This window comes from Saccharothrix isguenensis, assembly GCF_052936305.1.
Window position 1 is genome coordinate 4330784 of record NZ_CP193626.1, and the last position, 22795, is coordinate 4353578.

Here is a 22795-nt window from a genome sequence, read left to right on the forward strand (position 1 = left end):
GTACGACAACGGCACGTGGTCTCCGTGGGCCGGCCTCGGCGGCACGGCCAGGAGTGGCGTGTACGCCGTGAGCACCTCCTCTTCGATCACGGCCAAGGTCATCGGCACCGATGGCGACTGGTGGTGCAAGACCCTTCCGTACGGGAGGAGTCGGGGCAGTTGGCACAGGTGCTGATCAAGCGGGTGGTGGTGACGCCATGGGGGAAGGCCTCCTCGGAGGCTGACAGGGGGCACCGTCTTCCGGTGAGGCTCACCACCACCCTCCAGCGGGTCGGCCGGCAACGTGGCCGACCCGCTGGAGCACTTGGTCTGATCACCAGCCCGGTGTAGGTGTGGAACGACCTCTTGGTGTCCGACGACAGGCCGTTGACGTCGGGGGTGGGCGTGCGACTGGTGACTGGTGACTCGCAGTGCGCCTCCCGTCGCGGGGAAGGTCAACCCTGCAGCGGCTGCTTCAGCTGCGGCACCCGCTCCGCGCCGTAGAGCGTGCCGAGCGTCGTGTCGACGAGCTGCTCCACGGTCACGCCACGCTCCCCGGCAACGGCCTCCAGCGCCTTGTACCGGCGGCCATCAGCGGCCGGAGGTCGAACCGCCAGGAGCCGTCCTCCTTGTGGAACGGCAACTCCACGCCGGCGGACTCGCCGCGCGAGGTCATGTCCGCCTGCGCTGTGCCGCCGTCCACGACCACCGTTCCCAGGTCGACGTTGTCGAGGCTGTTCTCGCTGATCAAGCCCTTGTCCACGGCGGCGGACACCAGCTGCTCGGCCGACATCCCGCGCAGTTCGACCGCGTCGAACTCGGCGCGCAGCACGTAAACCATGGCGACGCCGTCCTTGGCCCGGGCAGCCTCCTGGTAGTCGTCGAAGGCCTTGCGGACCGCCTTCTCCTCGACCGCAGCATCGCAGCCGTGCCGACCACCGTGGCGGTGCCCTGGTTCGACCGCGTCGCGGCTACGAAATGTGCGGTTCCGCGCTCGTGGGCGCATACGGAAAGTGTCATCGCATTTCGCCCGTTCGGCACATCACAGCGCGATTACAGTGTGGGTCTGGCCAAGTCCCGGACGTGGGGGTGCTTCGATGAGGACGATGGGGATCGGGGAACTGTTGTCCGCGGCGCGGCGATCCCTCGCGGGCGTCGTCGTCGCGATGTCGGTGGCGGTCGGGGTGGTGGCCGCCGCTCCCGCGGCCCAAGCCGCAGAGGTCGAGTTGCTGTCGTGCGTGGGCAACGGCGCCAACGCCTACCAGCCGGGGGTGACCGCGCAGCCCAGGGTCGTCTCCATCACCTCCAGCGCGGACTACAGCTCCTGCGTCTCCAGCGGGTCGCCCGTGATCAGCTCCGGTGGGTACGCGATCACCGCGAACGGTCTGGTGTCGTGCCTGGGCGGCGGCGTCTCCATCACGGTGACCATCACCTGGAACACCGGTGAGACCACCACCGTGGCCGCGGTCGGGCTGGTGGTGCTGCGCCCGGCCAACGAGGTCGTCGTGGTCTACCAGGGCACGGTGACCGCGGGCAGGTTCACCGGAGCCGCCGTGGTGATGACCGCCGCGCTGCTCAACGCCACACCGGCCCAGTGCTTCACCCCCGAAGGCGTCACCGGCAACAGCGGCCCCGCCAACATCACCATCACCCAGCTCGCCTGACTCGACTGCCATTGCAGGTCGATTCCCACGCCGACGGCACGCTGACCGGCTGCGTGTCCCCAGTCATCCCGACGGTCCTGTTCCCCCGGCCTGCCGACCACGCGTCGACCCGTGGACGTGAGCGTGCGCGGCGTCCTCTCGTGCACCGACGTGGACCGCATGTGGTGGATCTTCGGCGAGCACGGGGTTCACCGGTCGCCCGGGTCGGTCATCGTGCCGTGCTCGGTGGGCTCGTGGGCGGAGAAGCGGCGCAGCGTCGGGTTGAGGGTCGCGAACAGGCTGAGGAGCGCGATCCCCGCCGCGCACGCGAGGATCGCCTGGTCGCCGGGGAGCACTTCGACGATCAGGCCGCCCAGCGCCGGTCCGGCGACGGCGGCCGTGCCGAGGGCCACGCTCATGACGCTGCTCAACCTGCCGCGCAGCTCGTCGGGGGTCAGCAGCAGCTGGTAGGTGGTGATGGTGGTGTTCGCGGTCGGTGCGACGAACGCCATGGCGGCGAACAGGGCGCCCATCAGGTAGCCGTTGTCAGCGAAGATCGCCAGCGGGATCAGGCAGGTGATCACCCAGAAGACCCCGACGACGGACACGTACGGCCTGACCACCCGGTGCAGCGTCGGCGCGGCGAGGGCGCCGAGGATGCCTCCCGCGCCGAACATCGCGGCCATCACGCCGATCTGCCCCGTCGGGACGCCCCGCTGCTGCGCCAGCGCGATGACGAGCAGGTAGAAGGCCTGGAAGAACAGGTTGAGGCCGATGGCGCACACCGCGATCACCCGGATCAGGGGTTGTCCCCCGATCCAGCGCAGGCCGTCCAGCACCTCGCGGTGGAAGTTGCCCTTCGGCGCGGGCTTGCGCTTCCGCGCCGGCAGCCGGACGAAGATCAGTGCGATGAACGCCGCCACGTGCGCCACGGCCTCCGCCGCGAACGGGAGCCAGCGGCGTGCCGCGAACAGGAAGCCGCCGAGCGCGGTGCCCAGCAGCTGCCCCAGGTAACCGCGGGCCGAGTTCATCGCCACCGCGGCGGCCAACTGGTCGGCGGGCACGATCGCGGGCAGGCTCGCCTCCTCGGCGGGTTCGCACAACGATCGGCAGACGCCGAGGACGACCACGACCGCGATGATGTAGGGCACGCTCGCGAAGTCCCACCACAGGGCCAGGACGACACTGCCCACCGCGAAGGCTTGTACCGCCTCGCAGATCAGCATCACCTTCTTGCGGTCCCACCGGTCGACCAGGGCTCCGGCGGGCAGCCCGGCGAGCAGTTGCGCCGCGGCGCCGGCGGACAGCACGAGCCCGGACAGCACCGGAGATCCGGTCAGCACCAGCACCAGCAGCGGGAACGCGATCGTGGACGCGCTGGAGCCCGCCTCCGACAGGGCCTGGCCGATCCACACGAGCCGGTAGTCGCGGTTGCGCGACAGCGGGACCGTCGGAGCGGTCACGACGAGTCCCGGCAGTCCTGCGCGATGCGCTGGAGGGCGTCGAGGAAGTCACCCGCGACCCGCTCCACCGTGGACTGCTCGTGCCGGTCCGGCTGGTAGTCCCAGGAGAACCGGAGCTGCCCGGCCGAGACACCTCCCACGAGCTCCAGCAGGTGCGAGCCCCGGTCTGCGGGATCGCCCTCCTGCCCGATGGAATCGCGCGCGGCCCGGTACAGGCCGCCGTCCGCCTGCCCGGTGGCGCTGTCCCACTGCCCGAGGTAGTTGAACACGACCTCCGGGCGGCCGCACTCGGCGTCCAGCCGCGCCCGCGCCTGCGGTGAGCCGAGGTAGCGCAGCGCTCCGAACCCGAGGCCGTTGCCGGGGATCGTGCGCGTCTGCCTGCGCACCGCCTTCACCAGGTCGCGCCACGAGGGCTCGCCGTCTGGCACGGTGAGCGCGACGGGGTACATGGTGGTGAACCAGCCGACCGTGCGGGACAGGTCGACGCCGAGGATCTCCTCCCGGCCGTGGCCCTCCATGTCCAGCGATACCGTCCGCCGTCCGGTGAACCGGGACAACGCCCAGGCCAGCGCGGCCAGCAGGACGTCGTTGACCCTGGTGCGGTAGGCGGTCGGAGCGTCGTGCAGCAGCGCGTCGGTGTCCTCCGGGCTCAACACGACCTGCAACGTCCGCGGCGCGGTCCCCGGCCGCGGTTCGTCGTGGTCCACCGGCAGCGCGGCCCCTTCCAGCGCGGCGGTCCAGTGGTCCAGCTCGTGGTCGAGCCCGCCGTCGGCGACGTACCGGCTCAGCCGTCCCGCCCAGTCCTGGAACGAGGTGGTCTTCGCGCCCAGGTCGACGGCGTCACCGCGCACCGCCTGGCGGTAGGCGCTGTCCAGGTCGTCCAGCAGGATGCGCCAGGACACGCCGTCGATCACCAGGTGGTGGGCGGCGAGGAACAGCAGCGGCGGCCGTCCGTCGCCGGACCGGAACAGCACCGCCTTGAACAGCAGCCCGCTGTCGAGGTCGAAGCCGGCCTGCACGTCGTCGGCGACCTCCTCCATCTCCGCCTGCCGGTCCGGCTCGTCGCCCTCGGACAGGTCGTGCCGGTCGAGCACGACGGTCCGGTCGACCGGCGCGTTGTCCTGGTGCCACTCGCCGTCGACCCGGCGGAACCGCATCCGCAGCGCGTCGTGGTGCACCGGCAACGCGCCCAGTGCCCGTTCCAGCGCGCCCTCGTCCAGGTCCTCGGTCAGTTCCAGCAGCATGGACTGGTTGAAGTGGTGGGGCTTGGCGGTGTGCGTCTCGAAGAACCACTGCTGGATGGGCGTGAGCGGCACCGGGCCGACGACCGCGCCCGGGTCGACCGGTCCGACGTCCACCGACGTGACGACGGGGGCGAGGGTCTCGATCGTCTGGTGCAGGAAGATGTCCTTGGTCGTCAGGCCGATACCGGCCTTCCTGGCCCTGGAGACGACCTGGATGATGAGGATTGAGTCGCCACCCAGCTCGAAGAAGTTCTCCCGCACGCCGATCCCGCCGACACCGAGCACGTCCGCCCAGATCCCGGCGAGCGCGGTCTCCAGCGGTGTGCGCGGCGGCACGTGCGGGGACCGGTCGTCCTGGACGACCTCCGGGTCGGGCAGCGCCTCGCGGTCGAGCTTGCCGTTCGCGGTGGTCGGCAGGGCCCGCACGGCCACGAAGGCCGACGGCACCAGGTAGGCGGGCAGCACCCCGCCCAGCGACTCCCGCAGGTTCTCGGCGCTCGGCGTGGCGCCGGTGGCCGGGACGAAGTAGGCGACCAGCCGGGTGCGTCCGTGCTCCCCGTCCTTGGCCAGGACTGCGGCCTCGGCCACGTCCGGGTGGCGGAGCAGCGCCGACTCCACCTCACCGGGTTCGACGCGGAAGCCGCGGATCTTGACCTGGTCGTCGGCGCGGCCCACGAACTCGACGGTCCCGTCGACCCGCCACCGCGCCACGTCCCCGGTGCGGTACATCCTCTCGCCCGATCCGGTGAACGGGTCGGGCAGGAACCGCTGCGCGGTCGGGCCCGGTCGGTTCAGGTAGCCGCGGGCGACGCCGGCCCCGGCGATGAACAGCTCGCCGGCGACGCCGACCGGCACCGGCCGGAGAGCGCCGTCCAGCACGTAGACCCGCGTGCCGTCCAACGGCCGCCCGATCGGCACCACGTCCGGCACGGCCGCCGCCTCCGACATCGCGAACGACGTCGCGAACGTGGTGGTCTCCGTGGGTCCGTAGCCGTCCACCGCGGTCAGGCCGGGTGACGCTTCGAGGACCCGCCGGACGGCCGCGGCCGGGACGACGTCGCCGCCGGTCCACACCTCGCGCAGACCGGCCAGGCAGCCGGGGTCCTCCTGGGCGATCGCCCGGAACAACCCCGCCGTCAGCCACAACGCCGTCACGCCGTGCTCGGCGATCACGCGTCGCAGCACCTCGGCGTCCACCTCGCCCGGTGGGGCGACGACCACGCGGCCGCCGTTGAGGAGCGGCGTCCACAGCTCGTAGGTCGAGGCGTCGAACGCCTGCGCCGAGTGCACCAGCACCCGGTCGTGCGCGCCGCCGCGGAAACGCCCGTCCGCGGCGAGCGCGACCACGTCCCGGTGCCGCACCGCCACGCCCTTGGGCATCCCGGTCGACCCCGACGTGTACATGACGTACGCGAGGTTGTCCGGGTGTGCCACCACGTCGGGACGGGTGTCGGGCTCGTCGTACAGCCCCGCGGCGTCCAGCACGAGCACGTGCCCGTCGTGGACGTCGGCGGCGGTGGCCTGCCACGCCCGGTCGGTCAGCACGACCCGTGCTCCGGTGTCGGCCAACAGCACCCGCAACCGCTCGGCGGGCGCCCTGGCGTCCAGCGGCACGTACGCGCCACCGGCCTTGACCACGGCCAGCTCGGCGACCACCAGGTCGACCGAGCGCTCCACCAGCAACGCCACCGGGTCCTCGACCCGCGTGCCGAGCCGGATGAGCCGGTGTGCGAGCCGGTTGGCCCTGGCGTCCAGCTCGGCGTAGGTCAGCACCACCTCGCCGGCCACCGCCGCGGTCTCCCCCGGCGTCCGTTCCACCCACTCGGCGAACGCGTCCGCGACCGTGGCCGCCGGCGCTTCGCCGGTGTCGTTCCACTCCCGCACCACCAACCGGTGCTCGTCGGGCCGCAGCAACGGCAGCTCGCCCAACGCCCGATCCGGGTCCGCCGCCGCCGCCGCGGCGAGCAACACCCCCAGGTGCCCCGCCATCCGCTCCACCGTCGTCGCGTCGAACAGGTCGGTGCTGTACTCGACCGCCCCGTGCAGGACGTCGTCGCCTTCCCGGAAGTGCAGGGTCAGGTCGAAGTTCGCGGCGGTGGTCGGCAGCTCCAGGTCCTCGACCCGCAGGCCGGGCAGGTCGGGTGTCCCGTCGAGGTTGTTCTGCAGGACCACCATCGCCTGGAACAGCGGCGTGCGACTGGTGTCCCGGACGGGCCGCAGCTCGTCCACCACGCGTTCGAACGGCACGTCCTGGTGCGCGAACGCGTCGAGCACGGTGTCGCGCACCTCGCCCAGGAAGTCGCGGAACGACCGCGATCCGTCCACTGTGGAGCGCAGCACCAGCGTGTTGACGAAGAACCCGACCAGGGACTCCAGCTCGGGCCGGTCCCGACCGGAGGCGACGGTGCCGACCGCGATGTCCTCCTCCCCCGACCAGCGGGAGAACAGCACCTGGCAGGCGGCGACGAGGGCGGTGAACAACGTGCCGTCCTGCTGCCGCGAGAGCGCCTTCACCCGGTCGACCACGTCCACCGGCACCGTGAAGGCGTGCACCGCGCCGCGGTTCGTGCGGATCGCGGGCCTCGGCCGGTCGGTGGGCAGCTCCAGCGGTCGCACCCCGTCGAGCTGCTTGCGCCAGTACCCGAGTTGTTCGTCCAGCACGGGGCCGGTCACGCGGTCCCGCTGCCAGACGGCGAAGTCGGCGTACTGCACCGGCAGTTCGGGGAGGGCGGCGTCCGCACCGGTCAGCGCCGCCCGGTAGCAGGCGCTCAGGTCGCCGGTGAGCACGCCGTTGGACCAGCCGTCGGTGATGATGTGGTGCATCATCAGCAGCAGCACGTGGTCGTCGTCGGCGAGCCGCAGCAGGCTCGGGCGCAGCAACGGCCCCCGGCCGAGGTCGAACGGCCGCCCGCTCTCCCGCGCCAGGACCTCGGCCAACTCCGCCTCGCCACCCGGCACGTCCCGCAACGGCACGTGCACGTCGTGCGGCGGGTGCACCACCTGCACGCCGTGCCCTTCGACCGTCTCGAAGGTGGTGCGCAGCGACTCGTGCCGCGCGACCAGCGCGGTCAGCGCCGCGTCGAGCGCCGCCGTGTCCAGCTCGCCGCGCAGCCTCAGGATCGACGGCGACAGGTAGTCGGTGCTGTCGGGCTCGAACTCGTCCAGGAACCACAACCGCTGTTGGGCGAACGACAGCGGCAGCGCACCGGTCCGCGGCACCACCGGGATGTCGGGGTCCTCCTCGCCGGTCCGCGCCGAGACGAGCCGAGCCAGGCGTTCGACCGTCGGCTCGCTGAACACCGCTCGCGGGGAGACGGCCACGCCGAACTCGGCGCGCAGCCGGGACACGACCCGGATGCTCAGGATCGAGTCGCCGCCGAGTTCGAAGAAGTTGTCGTCGACGCCCACCCGCGGCACGCCCAGCACCTCGGACCAGATCCGGCAGACCTGCTCCTCCGCCGGCGTGCGCGGCGCCCGGTGGACCGAGCCCGGTTGCGCGTCCGGCGCCGGCAACGCGCGCCGGTCCACCTTGCCGTTGACGGTCGTGGGCAACGCGTCCAGCGCCACGAACGCCGAAGGGACCATGTAGTCGGGCAGCCGGTCGGTCAGCCACGACCTCAACTCGACGGGGCTCGTCCCGCCCGGGACCACGTAGGCGACGAGCCGGTCGCGGTCGTCCTCCCGCCGTGCGACCACGACCGCCTCGGCGACCTGGGGGTGCCGCACCAGGGCGGCTTCGACCTCGCCCGGTTCGATCCGGAAACCGCGGATCTTGACCTGGTCGTCGGTGCGGCCCAGGTACTCCAGCCGGCCGTCTGCCCGCCTGCGGACCCGGTCGCCGGTGCGGTACATCCGCGACCCCGCAGGAGCGCCGGACGCGGCGGCGAACGGGTCGGCGACGAACCGCTCGGCGGTCAGGCCGGGTCGGCCCAGGTAGCCGCGCGCGACCTGGGCGCCGGCGAGGTGCAGCTCGCCCGGCACGCCCGGCGGTACCGGGTTCAGGTCGTCGTCCAGCACGTAGGCGCGGACGTTGTGCAGCGGCCACCCCACCGCCGGACTGCCGGCCTCCACGCGGCACGACAGCGCGTCGACCGTGCACTCGGTCGGGCCGTAGAAGTTGTAGGTGGTGGTGTCCGGTGCGGCGGCGAGCGTGGTCCAGAGCGACCCGGTCAACGCCTCGCCGCCGAGCATGAGCACGCGCGGGCGGTGCCGGTCGTTGTCGAGCAGGCCCGCCGGCAGGAGTTGCCGCACGTAGGCCGGTGTGACGTCGAGGAAGTCGATCCCGCGCCCGGCCACGTACTCCACCAGGGCCTCCGGGTCGAGGCGGGTGTCGTCGTCCAGCACGTGCAGCTCGTGGCCGGCGGCCATGAGCACCGGTCCCTCCAGCGACGTGTCGAAGGAGAGCACGGCGCTCAGCGCGACCCGCATCCGCTCACCGCCCGCGAACCCCTCGCGGTGGCTGTGCAGCAGGTTGACCAGGTTGCGGTGCTCGACCAGCACCCCCTTGGGCCGCCCGGTCGACCCGGACGTGTAGATCAGGTAGGCCGAGCTGTCCGGCCGCAGCGGCGTCGTCCGCTCGGCGTCGGTCAGATCGCCGTCGCCGTGGCAGGCCACGTCCGGGACCTCGGTGAGCACCACCGCCGGCGCCGCGTCACCCATCAGGAACGTGACCCGCTCCGGTGGCAGCGCCAGGTCGAGCGGCAGGTACACCGCACCGGCCTTGAACACCGCCAGCACGGCCACGACCGCGTCCGCCGACCTCGGCAGGGCGAGTGCCACGACCCGCTCCGGACCCGCGCCGAGCGACACGAGGTGCCGGGCCAGCCTGTTCGCCCGTGCGTTCACCTCGGCGTAGCTCAGGGCCTCGTCGCGGAACACCAGAGCGGTCGCGTCCGGTGTGCGCCTGGCCTGCGCCTCGAACACCTCCGGGAACGTCAGGTCGGGCACGTCCAGGGCGGTCCGGTTCCACTCCACCAGTTCGAGGCGGGCGTCGTCCTCGGTCAGCAGCGGCAGCTCGCGCCCGTCGGCCACGGCCTCCAGCAGCGCGACCAGGTACGCCGCCATGCGCTCGACCGTCGCCGCGTCGAACAGCGTCCGGTCGTAGTCCAGCTCCAGCCGCAGCCGATCGCCGATGTGCGCGCTCAGGGTCAGCGGGAAGTTCGTGCTGTCCAGGCCTTGGACGTCGAGGACGCGGACCTGCTGCGTGGCGTTCGCCAGCTCGTCGACCGGGTAGTTCTCGAACACCACGGCGCTGTCGAACAGGTTCGCGCCGGCCGGCAGGTCGCTCCACGCCTGGAGCTCCGCCAGCGACACGAAGTCGAACGAACGCGACCCGCTCTGCGCCTCCTGGAGGTCCCGCAGCCAGGACAGCACGTCCCGGCCCCGGTCGACGCGCACCCTGGTGGGCACGGTGTTGATGAACATGCCGACCATCGACTCGACACCGGGCAGGTCCGCCGGCCGGCCGGACACCGTGGTGCCGAACACGACGTCGGGCTCACCGCTGTAGCGCGACAGCAGCCGCGCCCACATGCCCTGCACGATCGTGCTGACGGTGAGACCGGCACGCCGGGCGACCCGGTCCAGCCGCGCCGACCGGTCGGCCGACAGCTCGACCGGGACGGACTCGCTCGACTCCGTCCGGTGCGCTTCGACGGGAGGGCGGTCGTAGGGCAGCGGTGTCGGCGCCTCCAAACCGGCGAGCACTCCGCGCCAGTGCCGTTCGGCACCCACCCGGTCCCGCTCGCCCAACCACCGCAGGTAGTCGCGGAACGGGCGGCGGGACACCGGTTCCGGCCGCCGTCCACCGACCTCGACCGCGTACTGCTCGCACACCTCGGCGAGCACCTGGGCCAGGCTCCACCCGTCCAGCAGCACGTGGTGCGCGGTCCAGACGACCAGCACCTCGTCGTCCGCGGTCCGGGCGACGACCAGCCGCAACAGGGGCGGGCGGGTCAGGTCCAGGCCGGCCGCCAGGTCGTCGGCGAGCACCCGGTCCAGCGCGTCCGCGCGTTCCCGCTCGGACAGCCGCCGCCAGTCGAGGTGCCGCACGGGCAGCTCGACCCGGCGGTGCACCACCTGCACGGCCTCGTCGACGCCCTCCCACACCACGCTGCTGCGGAGCACCGGGGTCCGGTCGACCACGCGTTGGCACGCCGCGCCGAACGCGTGCGCGTCCGCCACGCCGGACAGCAGGAACCGCAGCTGGTCGAAGTACGCCGTGGAGTCGCGGTCGAGCAGGCTGTGGAACACCATCCCGGCCTGCAACGGCGTCAACGGGTAGACGTCCTGCACCGACCGGCCGTCGCCGGCGATCCGGTCCACGGCCGCCTGGTCGAGGCGGGCCAGCGGGAAGTCCGAGGGCGTGCGCCCGCCGGCGTCGGGCCGCGCGCAGTGCGCGACGATCTCGCGCAGCGAGCGGACCATGCCCTCGGCGAGGTCGCGCACCGTCGCCTCGTCGTGGACTCCGCCGGAGTACTCCCAGGACAGGTGCAGCTCGCCGTCCTCCACCGCGCCGACGACGTCGATCAGGTAGGGGCGGGTGCTCTCCGCGGGCGCGTCCTGGCCGAGCGCGGGTCCGCGGCCTCGGATCAGCCCCTTGTCATCGGTGCCCACGTCCCACTGCCCGTGGTAGTTGAAGCTGATCGGAGGCAACGCGGTGTCGCTCAACGCGCCGGTCGTGCCCAGGTAGCGCAGCGCCTCGTAACCGAGGCCGCGGCGCGGCACGGCGCGCAGTTGCTCCTTGACCGACTTGAGGAGGTCGCCCCAGTCCGCGTCGGCCGGAACGTCCAGGCCGACGGGGAACTGCGAGGTGAACCAGCCGACCGTGCGGGACAGGTCGACACCGCGCAGGACGTCCTCCCGGCCGTGGCCCTCCATCGTGACCGAGGCCCGCGCACGGCCGGTCCACCGCGTCAGCACGCGGCCCAGGGCGGCCAGCAGCACGTCGTTGGCCTGCGTCCGGTACACGTCCGGCACCCGGTGCAGCAACGCGTCGGTGTCGTCCCGGCCGAGCCGGACCGTGACGGACCGGGTGGAGCCGACCGTGTTGGGGCCGTGGCGGTCGACCGGCAGGTCGAGGTCCTCGCCCTCGGTGAGAGCGGTCCAGAACGGGAGGTCGTCGTCCAGTCCCCCGTCGCGCACGTGCTCGGCCAGCAGGTGCGCCCACTGCGTGAACGCCGTGCCGACCGGCTCCGGGTCCTCGCCCCGGTACGCCGCCTCCAGGTCGCCGAGCAGGACCCGCCAGGACACCCCGTCCACCACCAGGTGGTGCGCGGTGATGAACAGCCGCGGCAGGCCGGTCGCCCCGCCGGTGAACAGCACGACCCGCACCAGCGGGCCATTGGCGATGTCCAGCGAGCCCCGCGCCTCGGTCGCCACCCGCTCCATCTCGTGGTGTCGCTCGTCGGAGCCCGCGGCGGACAGGTCGTGGGTGCTGAAGACGTCGTGCGGTTCGACCGACGCCACTTCCTGGTGGCCGTCGCGGAACCGCAGGCGAAGGCTGTCGTGGTGCGCCACGACCGCGTCGACGGCTCGGGCCAGTGCCGCCGCGTCGACGTCCTCGGCCAGCTCCAGGAGCACCGACATGGTGAGGTGGTGCGGGTCGTCCGGGCGGGTGCCGAAGAACCACCGCTGGATCGGCGTCAGCGGCGCGGGCCCGGTGATCACCGGTCGGGTCGACTCGGCCGGCGCCCGCGTCCCCACGACGGTGGCCAGCTCGGCGACGGTCTGGTGGGTGAACACGTCCTTCGCGGAGAGGTCGAGGCCGGCCTGTCGACACCGGGACACCACCTGGATGCTCACGATGGAGTCGCCGCCGAGCCCGAAGAAGTTGTCGTGCACCCCGACCCGCTCGACTCGCAGCACCTGCGACCAGACGCGGGCCAGTTCGCGTTCGACGGGGGTGCGTGGCGGCACGTACGCCGACTCCGGTCGCGCGTCCGGTGCGGGCAGCGCGGCGCGGTCCAGCTTCCCGTTGGCGCTCAACGGCAGCGCGTCCAGCGCCACGAACGCGGCGGGCACCATGTGCGCGGGCAGGACGCGGCCGAGCGACTCGCGCAGCTCCTCGGCGCTCGGCTCCTCCGACACCGGGACGACGTAGGCCACCAGCACGGCGTGGCCGCGGCCGTCGTCCCGGGCCACCACGGCGGCTTCGGCGACGTCCGGGTGGCGCAGCAACGCCGACTCGACCTCGCCCGGTTCGATGCGGAACCCCCGCACCTTCACCTGCTCGTCGATGCGGCCCAGGTACTCCATCGTGCCGTCCCCGCGCCACCGCACCAGGTCACCCGTGCGGTACATCCGCTCGCCCGGCTCGCCGAACGGGCAGGCCACGAAGCTCGACGCGGTCAGACCGGGCCGGTTCAGGTAGCCCCTGGCCAGGCCGGCACCGGCGACGCACAGCTCACCGGCGACCCCCACGGGCACCAGCCGCAACCCGCGGTCCACCACGTGCAGACGGGTGTTCCAGGCCGCCCGGCCGATGGGCACCGGCCCCGGCGCCAGGGGCTCGCCCGGTTCGATCCGGTGCTCCATGCACCCGACGGTCGCCTCGGTCGGGCCGTACTCGTTGATCACAGCCGCGGTCGGGTTCACCCGCCGCCACTCGTCGACCACCTCGCCGAGCAGCTGCTCACCGCCGACGACCAGGTCACCGGTGGGCGACAGGTCGGCGGGCACGGTACCCAGCAACGGCAGGTGGCTGGGCGTGGCCTTGAGGAACGTGGCCGGCGCTCCCCCGCCGGCGTCCTCGGCCAGCTCGCTCACCCGGATGCGGCCACCCGCCAGCAGCGGCCCGAACAACGTCGTCACCGTCAGGTCGAACGTCACCGGCGAGTGCAGCACCGCCACCCCGCCCAGACCGGGGTAGACCTCGGTCGCCCACGTCAGGTAGTTCACCGCCGACCGGTGCCCGACCACCACGCCCTTCGGCCGGCCGGTCGAACCCGAGGTGTAGATGACGTAGGCCGGGTTGTCCGGCGACAACGGCCCCCTGCGGTCCACATCGGACGGATTCGTGTCCGGGTAGCTTCCAGTGCCGCGCAACGAGTCCACGCCGTCGAGCACCACGACAGGCTCGGCGTCCTCCAGCGTCGCCGCCACCCGTGCCGCCGGGTAGGCCGGGTCGATCGGCAAGTACGCCCCACCCGTCTTCACCACCGCCAGGACCGCCACGACCAGCTCGACCGATCGCGGCAGCACCAGCGCCACCAGCCGCTCCGGCCCCGCGCCCCGCTCGATCAGCCGGTGCGCGAGCCGGTTGGCCCGCGCGTTCAGCTCCGCGTAGTCCAGCTCCACGCCCGCACAGGTCAGGGCGATCCGAGCGGGACCACGGGCGACCTGCGCCTCGAACAACCCGGGCAGGGTGGCCGCCGGCACGTCGACCACCGGCCCGTTCCAGTCCACCAGCAGCCGCCGCCGCTCCTCCTCCGACACCCACGGCAGCCGGGACAACGGCTCGTCGGGGTCCGCCGCTATGCCTTCCAGCAGCACGTGCAGCCAGCCGACCACGCGGTCGATGGTGGCGGCGTCGAACAGGTCGCTGTTGTAGGTCACCACGCCGGGCAGGCCGCCGTCGTGCTCCTGGAACTGGATCAGCACGTCCACGCCGGCCGTCACCACCGGCGGCGTCAGCTCCTCGACCGCGAGGCCGGGCAGGTCGACCACCGGCTCGGAATTGTTCTGCAGGATCACCATGGCTTGGAACAGCGGGGTGCGGCTGGTGTCCCGGACGGGCTGCAACTCGTCGACGACCCGCTCGAACGGCACGTCCTGGTGGGCGAGCGCGGTCAGGACGGTGTCCCTCACCTCCGCCAGCAGGTCGGCGAACCCGCGTTCCTGGTCCACCGCGGAGCGCAGGACCAGCGTGTTGACGAAGAAGCCGACCAGTCCTTCGAGTTCGGCGCGCTCACGGCCGGAGGCGACCGTGCCCACGGCGATGTCGTCCTGCCCGGACCAGCGGGCGAACAGCACCTGGCACGCGGCCACCAGGGTCGTGAACAGGGTGCTGTCGTGCCGCCGGGACAACGCCTTGAGCCGCGCGGTCACCTCGTCCGACACGCGGAACTCCACCAGGGCGCCGTTGCTCGTGCGCACCGCGGGCCGAGGCCGGTCGGTGGGCAGCTCCAGCACCGGGACGCCGTCGAGCCGGCGGCGCCAGTAGTCCAACCGCTCGTCCAGGCCCGCGAGGTTGTCGCGCTGCCACACGGCGAAGTCGGCGTACTGCAACGGCAGGGGCGGCAGGGTGTCGCCGCGGTAGAGCGCGCTCAGCTCCTCGGTGAGCACGCCGGTCGACCAGCCGTCGGTCACGATGTGGTGCAGGACCAGCACGAGCACGTGGTCCCGGTCGGCCGTCCGCAGCAGCCGCACCCTCATCAGCGGACCCTCGCGCAGGTCGAACGGGCGCCTGCCCTCCTGGGCCAGGACCTCGGCCAGCTCGGCCCCGGGCACGTCCTCGGCCCGCACCCGCACCTCGCTCGGCGGGTGCACGACCTGCACGCCGTGGCCGTCCACCGCGTCGAACGTCGTGCGCAACGACTCGTGACGGGCCACCAAGCCGGTGAGCGCGGCGTTCAACGCTTCCACGTCCAGCTCGCCGCGCAGCCGCAGGATCAGCGGGGACAGGTACTCGGTGCTGTCCGGGTCGAACTCGTGCAGGAACCACAACCGCTGCTGCGACAGCGACAGCGGCAGTCCGCCTTCCCTCGCCGCCACGGGAACGGGCCCGCGTCCCGGCTCCGCGCCCGTCGAACCCGGCACCGTCGAACCCGGCACCGTCGAGACCAGCCCGGCCAGGCCCGCCACGGTCGGCGCGGTGAACAGGGCGCGCGGCGACAGCTCCACGCCGAACGCGGCCCGCAGCCGGGACACCACCCGGATGCTCAGGATCGAGTCGCCGCCGAGCTCGAAGAAGTTGTCCTCGACGCCGATGCCGGGGACGCCCAGCACCTCGGTCCAGATGTCCGCCACCTGCCGCTCCCGGTCGGTGCGGGGCGCGACGTGGTCGGTGCGGGACGCGGTCCAGTCGGGGGCGGGCAGCGCACGTCGGTCGACCTTGCCGTTGGACGTCTGCGGCAGCGCGCCCAGCGCGACGAACGCGGCGGGGACCATGTAGTCGGGCAAGGTCCCGGCCAGCCACGACCGCAGGTCCGCCACGTCGGGCGCGGCCGTCCCGGTCGGCACGAGGTAGGCCACCAGCCGCTTGACCTCGCCCGCGCCGTCCTGCCGCGCGACCACGACGGCCTGGTCCACCCCGGCGTGGCGCACGAGCGCGGCCTCGACCTCGCCGGGCTCGATCCGGAACCCCCGGATCTTCACCTGGTCGTCGGTGCGCCCCAGGTACTCGACCCGGCCGTCCGCCCGCCACCGCGCCCGGTCCCCGGTCCGGTACATCCGCGAGCCCGGTGCGCCGAACGGGTCGGCCACGAACCGCTGCGCGGTCAGACCGGGCCGGCTCAGGTACCCGCGCGCCACCTGCGCGCCCGCCAGGTACAGCTCACCCGCCACCCCGACCGGCACCGGCCGCAACGACCCGTCCAGCAGGTAGGCCCGCACGTCCCGCAGCGGCCGGCCGACCGCCGGGCGACCGCCTTCCACCCGGCAGGACAGCGCGTCGACCGTGTTCTCGGTCGGGCCGTAGAAGTTGTAGCTCACCGTGGCCGGTGCGTCGGCCAGCCGCCGCCACAGCGACTCCGTGATCGCCTCGCCGCCCAGCATCAGCACCCGCGGCGCGCGTTCACCGGTCAACAGTCCGGCGTCCACGAGCTGGTGCGCGTAGGACGGGGTGAGGTCGAGGAAGTCGATGCCGTGCCGGGTCACGTAGTCGACGAACGCGGTCGGGTCGAGCCGCACGTCGTCGTCGATCAGGTGCAGTTCATGCCCGTCCGCCATCAACACGGGCCCTTCCAACGACGTGTCGAAGGAGAACACGGCCGACAGCCCGACGCGCAGCCGCCCGCCCCCAGCGGCGGCCACGAAGCCCTCGCGGTGGTTGAGCAGCAGGTTGACCAGGCTGCGGTGCTCCACCACGACGCCCTTGGGCCGGCCCGTGGAACCCGAGGTGTAGATCACGTACGCGGCGTGGTCCGGCCGCAGCGGCGAGAGCCGGTCCGCGTCGGTCAGGTCACCCGAGTCCTGACGCGCCACGGCGGCTCGCGTCTCCGGCGCGTCCAGGACGGCGTCGGTGACCACCAGCACCGGGGCCGCGTCGGCCAGCACGAACTCCAGCCGGTCCGCGGGCGAGTCCGGGTCGACCGGCAGGTAGGCCGCACCCGCCTTCCACACCGCCGCCATCGCCACCACCATGTCGACCGACCGGGGCAGCGCCAGGGCGACGACGCGCTCCGGCCCCGCGCCCGAGGCCACGAGGTGCCGGGCCAGCCTGTTGGCGCGCCCGTTCAGCTCGGCGAAGGTCAGGCGTTCGTCCCGGAACACCAGAGCCGTCGCGTCCGGCGTCCGCCGCACCTGCGCCTCGAAGAGTTCCGGGAACGCCTTGCCGGGCGCGGCGGCGGCCGTGTCGTTCCACTCCACGACCACCCGCCGCCGCTCGTCGTCGGTCAGCCAGGGAAGTTCGGCCAACGGCCGGTCGGCGTCGGTGGCGATCGCGTCCACGAGCAGCCGGAGGCGGTCGACCATCCCCCGGGCGGTGTCCCGGTCGAACAGGTCCGGGTCGTAGGCCAGGTCGAGGTGCAGCCGGTCGTCCAGGTTGGCGCTCAGGGTCAGCGGGAGGCTCGTGCTGTCGCGCGCCGTCACCTCCGCCACCCGGATGCCGCCGACCTCGACGACGTCGTTGAGCGGGAAGTTCTCGAACACGACCACGCTGTCGAACAGGCTCGCGCCGGCGGGCAGGTCGCTGCACGACCGCACGGCGGCCAGCGACACGAAGTCGAACCGCCTGGACTCGGTCTGACCGGACTGGAGGCCGCGCAGCCACGCGAGGGCGTTCTCGTCGTCGCGCACCAGCGCCCTGGTCGGCACCGTGTTGATGAACATGCCGACCATCGACTCGACGCCCGCCAGCTCGGCGGGGCGCCCGGAAACGGTGGTGCCGAAGACGACGTCCTGCTCGCCGCTGTAGCGGGACAGCAGCAGCGCCCAGGCCCCCTGCAGGACCGTGTTGACCGTCAGGCCGTTGCCGCGGGCGGCCCGCAGCAGCCGTCGCGACTGCTCGACCGACAGCTCCAGCCGCACCGCGTCCGACGACTCGGTGGCGTGGGACTCGGTGGGTTGCCGGTCGTAGGGCAGCGCGGTCGGCGCGGAGAAGCCCGCCAGCACCTCCCGCCAGTGCCGCTCCGCCTCCCGCCCGTCCTGGGCGTCCAACCAGCGCAGGTAGTCGCGGAACGGTCGTCGGGACACCGGTTCGGGCGGCGTGCCGCCGACGATCGCCGCGTACCGCTCGCAGACCTCGGCGAACACCTGGCTCAGGCTCCAGCCGTCCATCAGCACGTGGTGGAAGGTCCAGGCGAACAGCACCTCGTCGTCGGAGAGCCGGGCGATGGCGATCCGCATCAGCGGCGCCTCGGTCAGGTCGAGGGTCGCGGAGGCGATCAGCTCCGCCTTCCGGTCGCGCTCCTCGACGGACAACGCGCGCCAGTCGTGCAGGGTCGTCGGCAGGGTGACGTCGCCGTGGACGACCTGCAACGGCTGCTCCACGCCGTCCCACACCAGGGCGCCGCGCAACACCGGCGTGCGGTCCAGGACCTGCTTGCAGGCCGCGGCGAGGGCCTGCTCGTCGCGGACCCCGGACAGCCGCAGCCGGACGTGGTCGAGGTAGGCCGTGGAGGCGGTGTCGACCAGGCTGTGGAACAGCATGCCCGCCTGCATCGGCGTGAGCGGGTGGATGTCCTCGACCGACCGGCCGGTGCCGACGAGGCAGTCCACGGTCGCCTGGTCCAGGCGTGCCAGGGGGAAGTCCGACGGGGTGCGGCCACCGGCGTCGGGGCGGGCGCAGTGCTCGACGATCTCCCGCAGGGCCGCCAGCACGTCCTCCGCCAGCCGCCGCACGACCGCCTCGTCGTGCACCTGCTCGGAGTACAGCCAGGTCAGCTCCAGCTCACCGGCGGCCACCACGCCGACGACGTCCAGCAGGTGGGCACGGGCGTTGCCGGGCGCGGACTCCCGGCCCACCGGGGCGCACCTGGCCCGGTACAGCCCCATGTCGTCCGCGTCCGACGCCACGTCCCACTGGCCGTGGTAGTTGAAGCTGACGCGCGGCCACGGGTCCTCGCGCAGCGCGGCGGCGGGCGAGTCCGACGCGCTCAGGTAGCGCAGCGCCCCGTAACCGGCACCGCGCCGCGGGACCGCGCGCACCTGCTCCTTCACCGACTTCAGCACCGCGCCCCACCCACCGGGCACCCGGTCGTCCGCGGGCACGTGCAGAGCGAACGGGAACTGGCTGGTGAACCAGCCGACGGTGCGGGACAGGTCGAGGTCGTCGGGGACGTCCTCGCGGCCGTGCCCCTCCAGGGTGATCAGCACGCGGTCACGGCCGGTCCACGTGGTGAGCGCGCGGCCCAGCGCGCTCAGCAGCACGTCGTTGACCTGCGTGCGGTAGACCCCCGGCACCTGGTGCAGCAGCGCGTCGGTCTCCCGGCGCGGCAACCGGACGGTCACCTCGCGGACCGACTCGGCCGCGTTGTCGCCGTCGTGGTCGACCGGCAGCTCGGCCGGCGCGGACCGGGCGACCTCCGTCCAGTAGTCCAGGTCCTCGTCCAGCTCGCCGGCGCGGACGCGCTCGACCAGCCGGTGCGCCCAGCGGGTGAACCCGGTGTCCACCGGGTCGAGCGCGACCGGTTCACCCGCCAGCACCTGGTGGTAGGCCACGTCGAGGTCGCCGAGCAGGATGCGCCAGGAGACGCCGTCGGTCACGAGGTGGTGGATGGTGACGAACAGGCGTGGGCACCGGTCGTCGCCCAAGTGGAACAGCAGGGCGCGGATCAGCGGTCCGCGCTCGATGTGCAGTCCCGACTGGGCGGCCGACGCCGCGGCCTCCATCGCCTCCCGCTGCGCGGGAGCGTCCGAAGTGGACAGGTCGATGACTCCCAGCACGCCCTCGGACGGCGTGGGCAGCACTTCCTGCACCCACCGGTCCCCGACTGCGGAGAACCGCGTGCGCAGCGCCTCGTGGTGCGCCACGACGGCGTCGAGCGCGGTGCCCAGCGCCCGCTCGTCGAGGTCCGGCGTCAGCTCCACGAAGGTGGACTGGGTGAAGTGGTGCGGGTCGGCCGGGCTGGTGTCGAAGAACCACTCCTGGATGGGGGTCAACGGCGCGGGGCCGATGAGCGGCGCGTCCACCGCGGCCTCGCGGACGGGCCGCACGTCGGAGGCCAGCTCGGCGATCGTCGGGTGCAGGAAGACGTCCTTGGACGTCAGCCGCAGGCCGGCCTGGCGGGCTCGGGCGACCACCTGGATGCTGAGGATCGAGTCGCCGCCGAGTTCGAAGAAGTTGTCCTCGACGCCGACCCGTTCCACGCCCAGCACCCCGGCCCACACGCGGGCCAGCTCCTGTTCCACCGGCGTGCTGGGAGCGACGTGGCGGGACGCGTCCGGCCGGGTCCGCGGCGCGGGCAGCGCGCGGCGGTCGGCCTTGCCGTTGGGGGTCAGCGGCACCTCGTCCAGCGCGACGAAGAGCGCGGGCACCATGTACTCCGGGAGGTCGCGCTTGAGCCAGGCCCGCAGGTCGGCGTCGTCCGGCGCGGCGCCGCCCGAGGGCACCACGTAGGAGATCAGGCGGTTGCGGCCGGCGTCGTCGGGCCGTGCGACGGTGACCGCCTCGGCAACCCCGTCGTGCCGCATGAGGACGGCGTCGATCTCGCCCGGTTCGACGCGGAACCCCCGGACCTTCACCTGCTCGTCGATGCGGCCCAGGAACTCCATCGTGCCGTCCCCGCGCCACCGCACCAGGTCACCCGTGCGGTACATCCGCTCGCCCGGCTCACCGAACGGGCACGCCACGAAGCTCGACGCCGTCAAGCCCGGCCGGTCCAGGTACCCCCTCGCCAGACCGGCACCGGCGACGCACAGCTCACCGGGAACCCCGATCGGCACCAGCCGCAACCCGCGGTCCACCACGTGCAGGCGCGTGTTCCAGGCGGCCCGGCCGATCGACACGGGCCCCGGCGGCAACGGCTCGCCCGGTTCGATCCGGTGCTCCATGCACCCGACGGTCGTCTCGGTCGGCCCGTACTCGTTGACCACGGTCGCGGTCGGGTTCGCCCGCCGCCACTCCTCGACCACCTCACCCACCAGCTGCTCGCCGCCCAGGACCAGCTCACCGGTCGGTGACAGCTCGGCGGGTACGGTGGTCAACAGCGAGAGGTGGCTGGGCGTGGCCTTGAGGAACGTGGCCTGCTCCCCCGCTTCGACGTCCTCGGCCAGCTCGCTCACCCGGATGCGGCCACCCGCCAGCAGCGGCCCGAACAACGTCGTCACCGTCAGGTCGAACGACACCGACGAGTGCAGCACCGAGACGCCACCCAGACCGGGGTACACCTCGACGGCCCACAACAGGTAGTTCAGCACCGACCGGTGTTCGGCCACCACGCCCTTCGGCCGGCCGGTCGAACCCGAGGTGTAGATGACGTAGGCCGGGTTGTCCGGCGAGAGGGGCGCACTGCGGTCCACATCGGACGGATCGGTGTCCGGGTAGCTTCCGGTGCCGCGCAACGAGTCCGCGCTGTCGAGCACGACGATCGGGGCGGCGTCCTCCAACACCGCCGCCACGCGTGCCGCCGGGTAGGCCGGGTCGATCGGCAAGTACGCCGCACCGGTCTTCACCACCGCCAGGACCGCCACGACCAGCTCGACCGATCGCGGCAGCACCAGCGCCACCAGCCGCTCCGGCCCCGCGCCCCGCTCGATCAGCCGGTGCGCGAGCCGGTTGGCCCTCGCGTTCAGCTCCGCGTAGTCCAGCTCCACGCCCGCACAGGTCAGGGCGATCCGAGCGGGACCACGGGCGACCTGCGCCTCGAACAACTCGGGCAGGGTGGCCGCCGGGAGGTCGACCACCGGCCCGTTCCAGTCCACCAGCAGCCGCCGCCGCTCCTCCTCCGACACCCACGGCAACCGGGACAACGGCCGGCCCGGCTCGGCGACGATCGCGGACAGCAGCAGCACCAGGTGTCCGGTGAAGCGCTCGATCGTCGCGGCGTCGAAGAGATCGGTGTTGTACTCCAGCGCCCCGGTCAGCGCGCCGTCGCGCTCCTCGAACTCGACGGTGATGTCGAAGTTCGCCGACCGCCGGGACAGGCCCATCCGCTCGACGCGGAGCCCGGCGAACTCCGGCGCCTCGCCCTGGGAGTTCTGGAGCAGCACCATGACGTCGAACAGCGGGTTGCGGCTGACGTCGCGTTCCGCGCGAACCGCGTCGACCAGGTGTTCCAGCGGCGCCTCGTCGTGGGCGAAAGCCTCCTGCACGGTCCTCTTGACCTCGTCGAGGAAGTCGCCGAACGTCCGTTCCAGGTCCACCTCGGACCGCAGCACGACGGTGTTGACGAAGAAGCCGACCAGCCGGTCCAGCTCGGGTCTGCTGCGGCCGGTGGTGACCGTGCCCACGGCGACGTCCTGCTGCCCCGAGTAGCGGGCCAGCAGCACCTGGCAGGCCGCCACCAGCGCGGTGAGCAGGATCGTGCCGTGTGCGCGGGCGAGGTCGCCCAGTCCGGCGGCGACCTGCGCGGGGACCTCGAACGGGTGTACCGCGCCGGCGGACGTCCGCACCGGCGGGCGCGGGCGGTCGGTCGGCAGTTCGAGCGGCGCGACGCCCGTCAGCCGCTGCTTCCAGTAGTCCAGGTGCGCGCCCAGCGCGTCGTCGGACAGCCGGTCGCGCTGCCAGGCGGCGAAGTCCGCGTACTGCAACGGGAGCGGCGGTAGCGAGGCCTCCTCGCCGACCAGCGCCGCGCGGTACAGCACGGCCAGTTCCTCGGTCAGCACGCCCATGGACCAGCCATCGGTGACGATGTGGTGCGCGGTGAGCAGCAGCACGTGCCCGTCGTCGGCGACGCGCACCACCAACGCCCGCAGCAGCGGTCCCCGCCGCAGGTCGAAGGGCCGCGCGTACTCCTCGGCGAGCACCGCGTCCAGGTCGTCGCCCCGCGCCAGGTCGAGCACCGGCACGGGCAGGTCGAACGCGGGGTGGACGACCTGCACACCGCTGCCGTCGACCTCGTCGAACGTGGTGCGCAGCGACTCGTGGCGGGCGACCAGCCCGCGCAGCGCCTCGGCCAGCGCCGGCACGTCGAGGCGTCCGGTCAGGCGCAGCGCCAGGGCGCTGTTGTACCCCGACCCGCCGGGCTGGAACTCGTCGAGGAACCACAGGCGCTGCTGGGGGAAGGACAGCGGCAGCGGCCGGTCTCGCCCGACTGCTCCGATGGTGTCGGCCTGCCTCACCTGGCCCGCCAACCGGCGGCGCATCAGCTCCCTCAGGTGCGGCGGCAGGGCGGAGATGCGCTCTTCCATCGATGACGACATGGTC

4 protein-coding genes are annotated in these 22795 nt (G+C 72.9%); 1 reads left to right on the forward strand and 3 read right to left on the reverse strand.

Features of this window, described 5'->3' with window-relative positions; all coding sequences use genetic code 11:
* Window positions 1–520 precede the first annotated feature (520 nt).
* Entirely contained in the window at window positions 521–985 is a 465-nt protein-coding gene (locus ACRAKI_RS19710) for a hypothetical protein (protein WP_447001972.1), read from the reverse strand.
* 100 nt (window positions 986–1085) lie between these two features.
* On the opposite strand from ACRAKI_RS19710, the gene ACRAKI_RS19715 reads away from it, so the two are divergent.
* A complete protein-coding gene (locus tag ACRAKI_RS19715; RefSeq protein WP_447001973.1) occupies window positions 1086–1643 on the forward strand; it encodes a hypothetical protein in 558 nt (185 codons plus the stop codon).
* A 188-nt stretch (window positions 1644–1831) separates the two neighbouring features.
* On the opposite strand, the gene ACRAKI_RS19720 is transcribed toward ACRAKI_RS19715, so the two are convergent.
* Window positions 1832–3085, reverse strand: coding sequence for an MFS transporter (locus tag ACRAKI_RS19720; RefSeq protein ID WP_447001974.1), 1254 nt, complete (start codon window positions 3083–3085; stop codon window positions 1832–1834).
* On the reverse strand, window positions 3082–22791 hold the full coding sequence (locus ACRAKI_RS19725; RefSeq protein WP_447001975.1) for a non-ribosomal peptide synthase/polyketide synthase: 19710 nt from the start codon (window positions 22789–22791) through the stop codon (window positions 3082–3084). Before ACRAKI_RS19725 ends, ACRAKI_RS19720 begins: the two co-directional genes overlap by 4 nt.
* Between the last annotated feature and the right edge of the window lie 4 nt (window positions 22792–22795).

What these genes read in the sequence shown, in the direction of transcription:
- ACRAKI_RS19710 (WP_447001972.1), bottom strand. Translation starts at nt 985, where the DNA reads ATGCGCCCACGAGCGCGGAACCGCACATTTCGTAGCCGCGACGCGGTC.
- ACRAKI_RS19715 (WP_447001973.1), top strand. Translation starts at nt 1,086, where the DNA reads ATGGGGATCGGGGAACTGTTGTCCGCGGCGCGGCGATCCCTCGCGGGC.
- ACRAKI_RS19725 (WP_447001975.1), bottom strand. Translation starts at nt 22,791, where the DNA reads ATGTCGTCATCGATGGAAGAGCGCATCTCCGCCCTGCCGCCGCACCTG.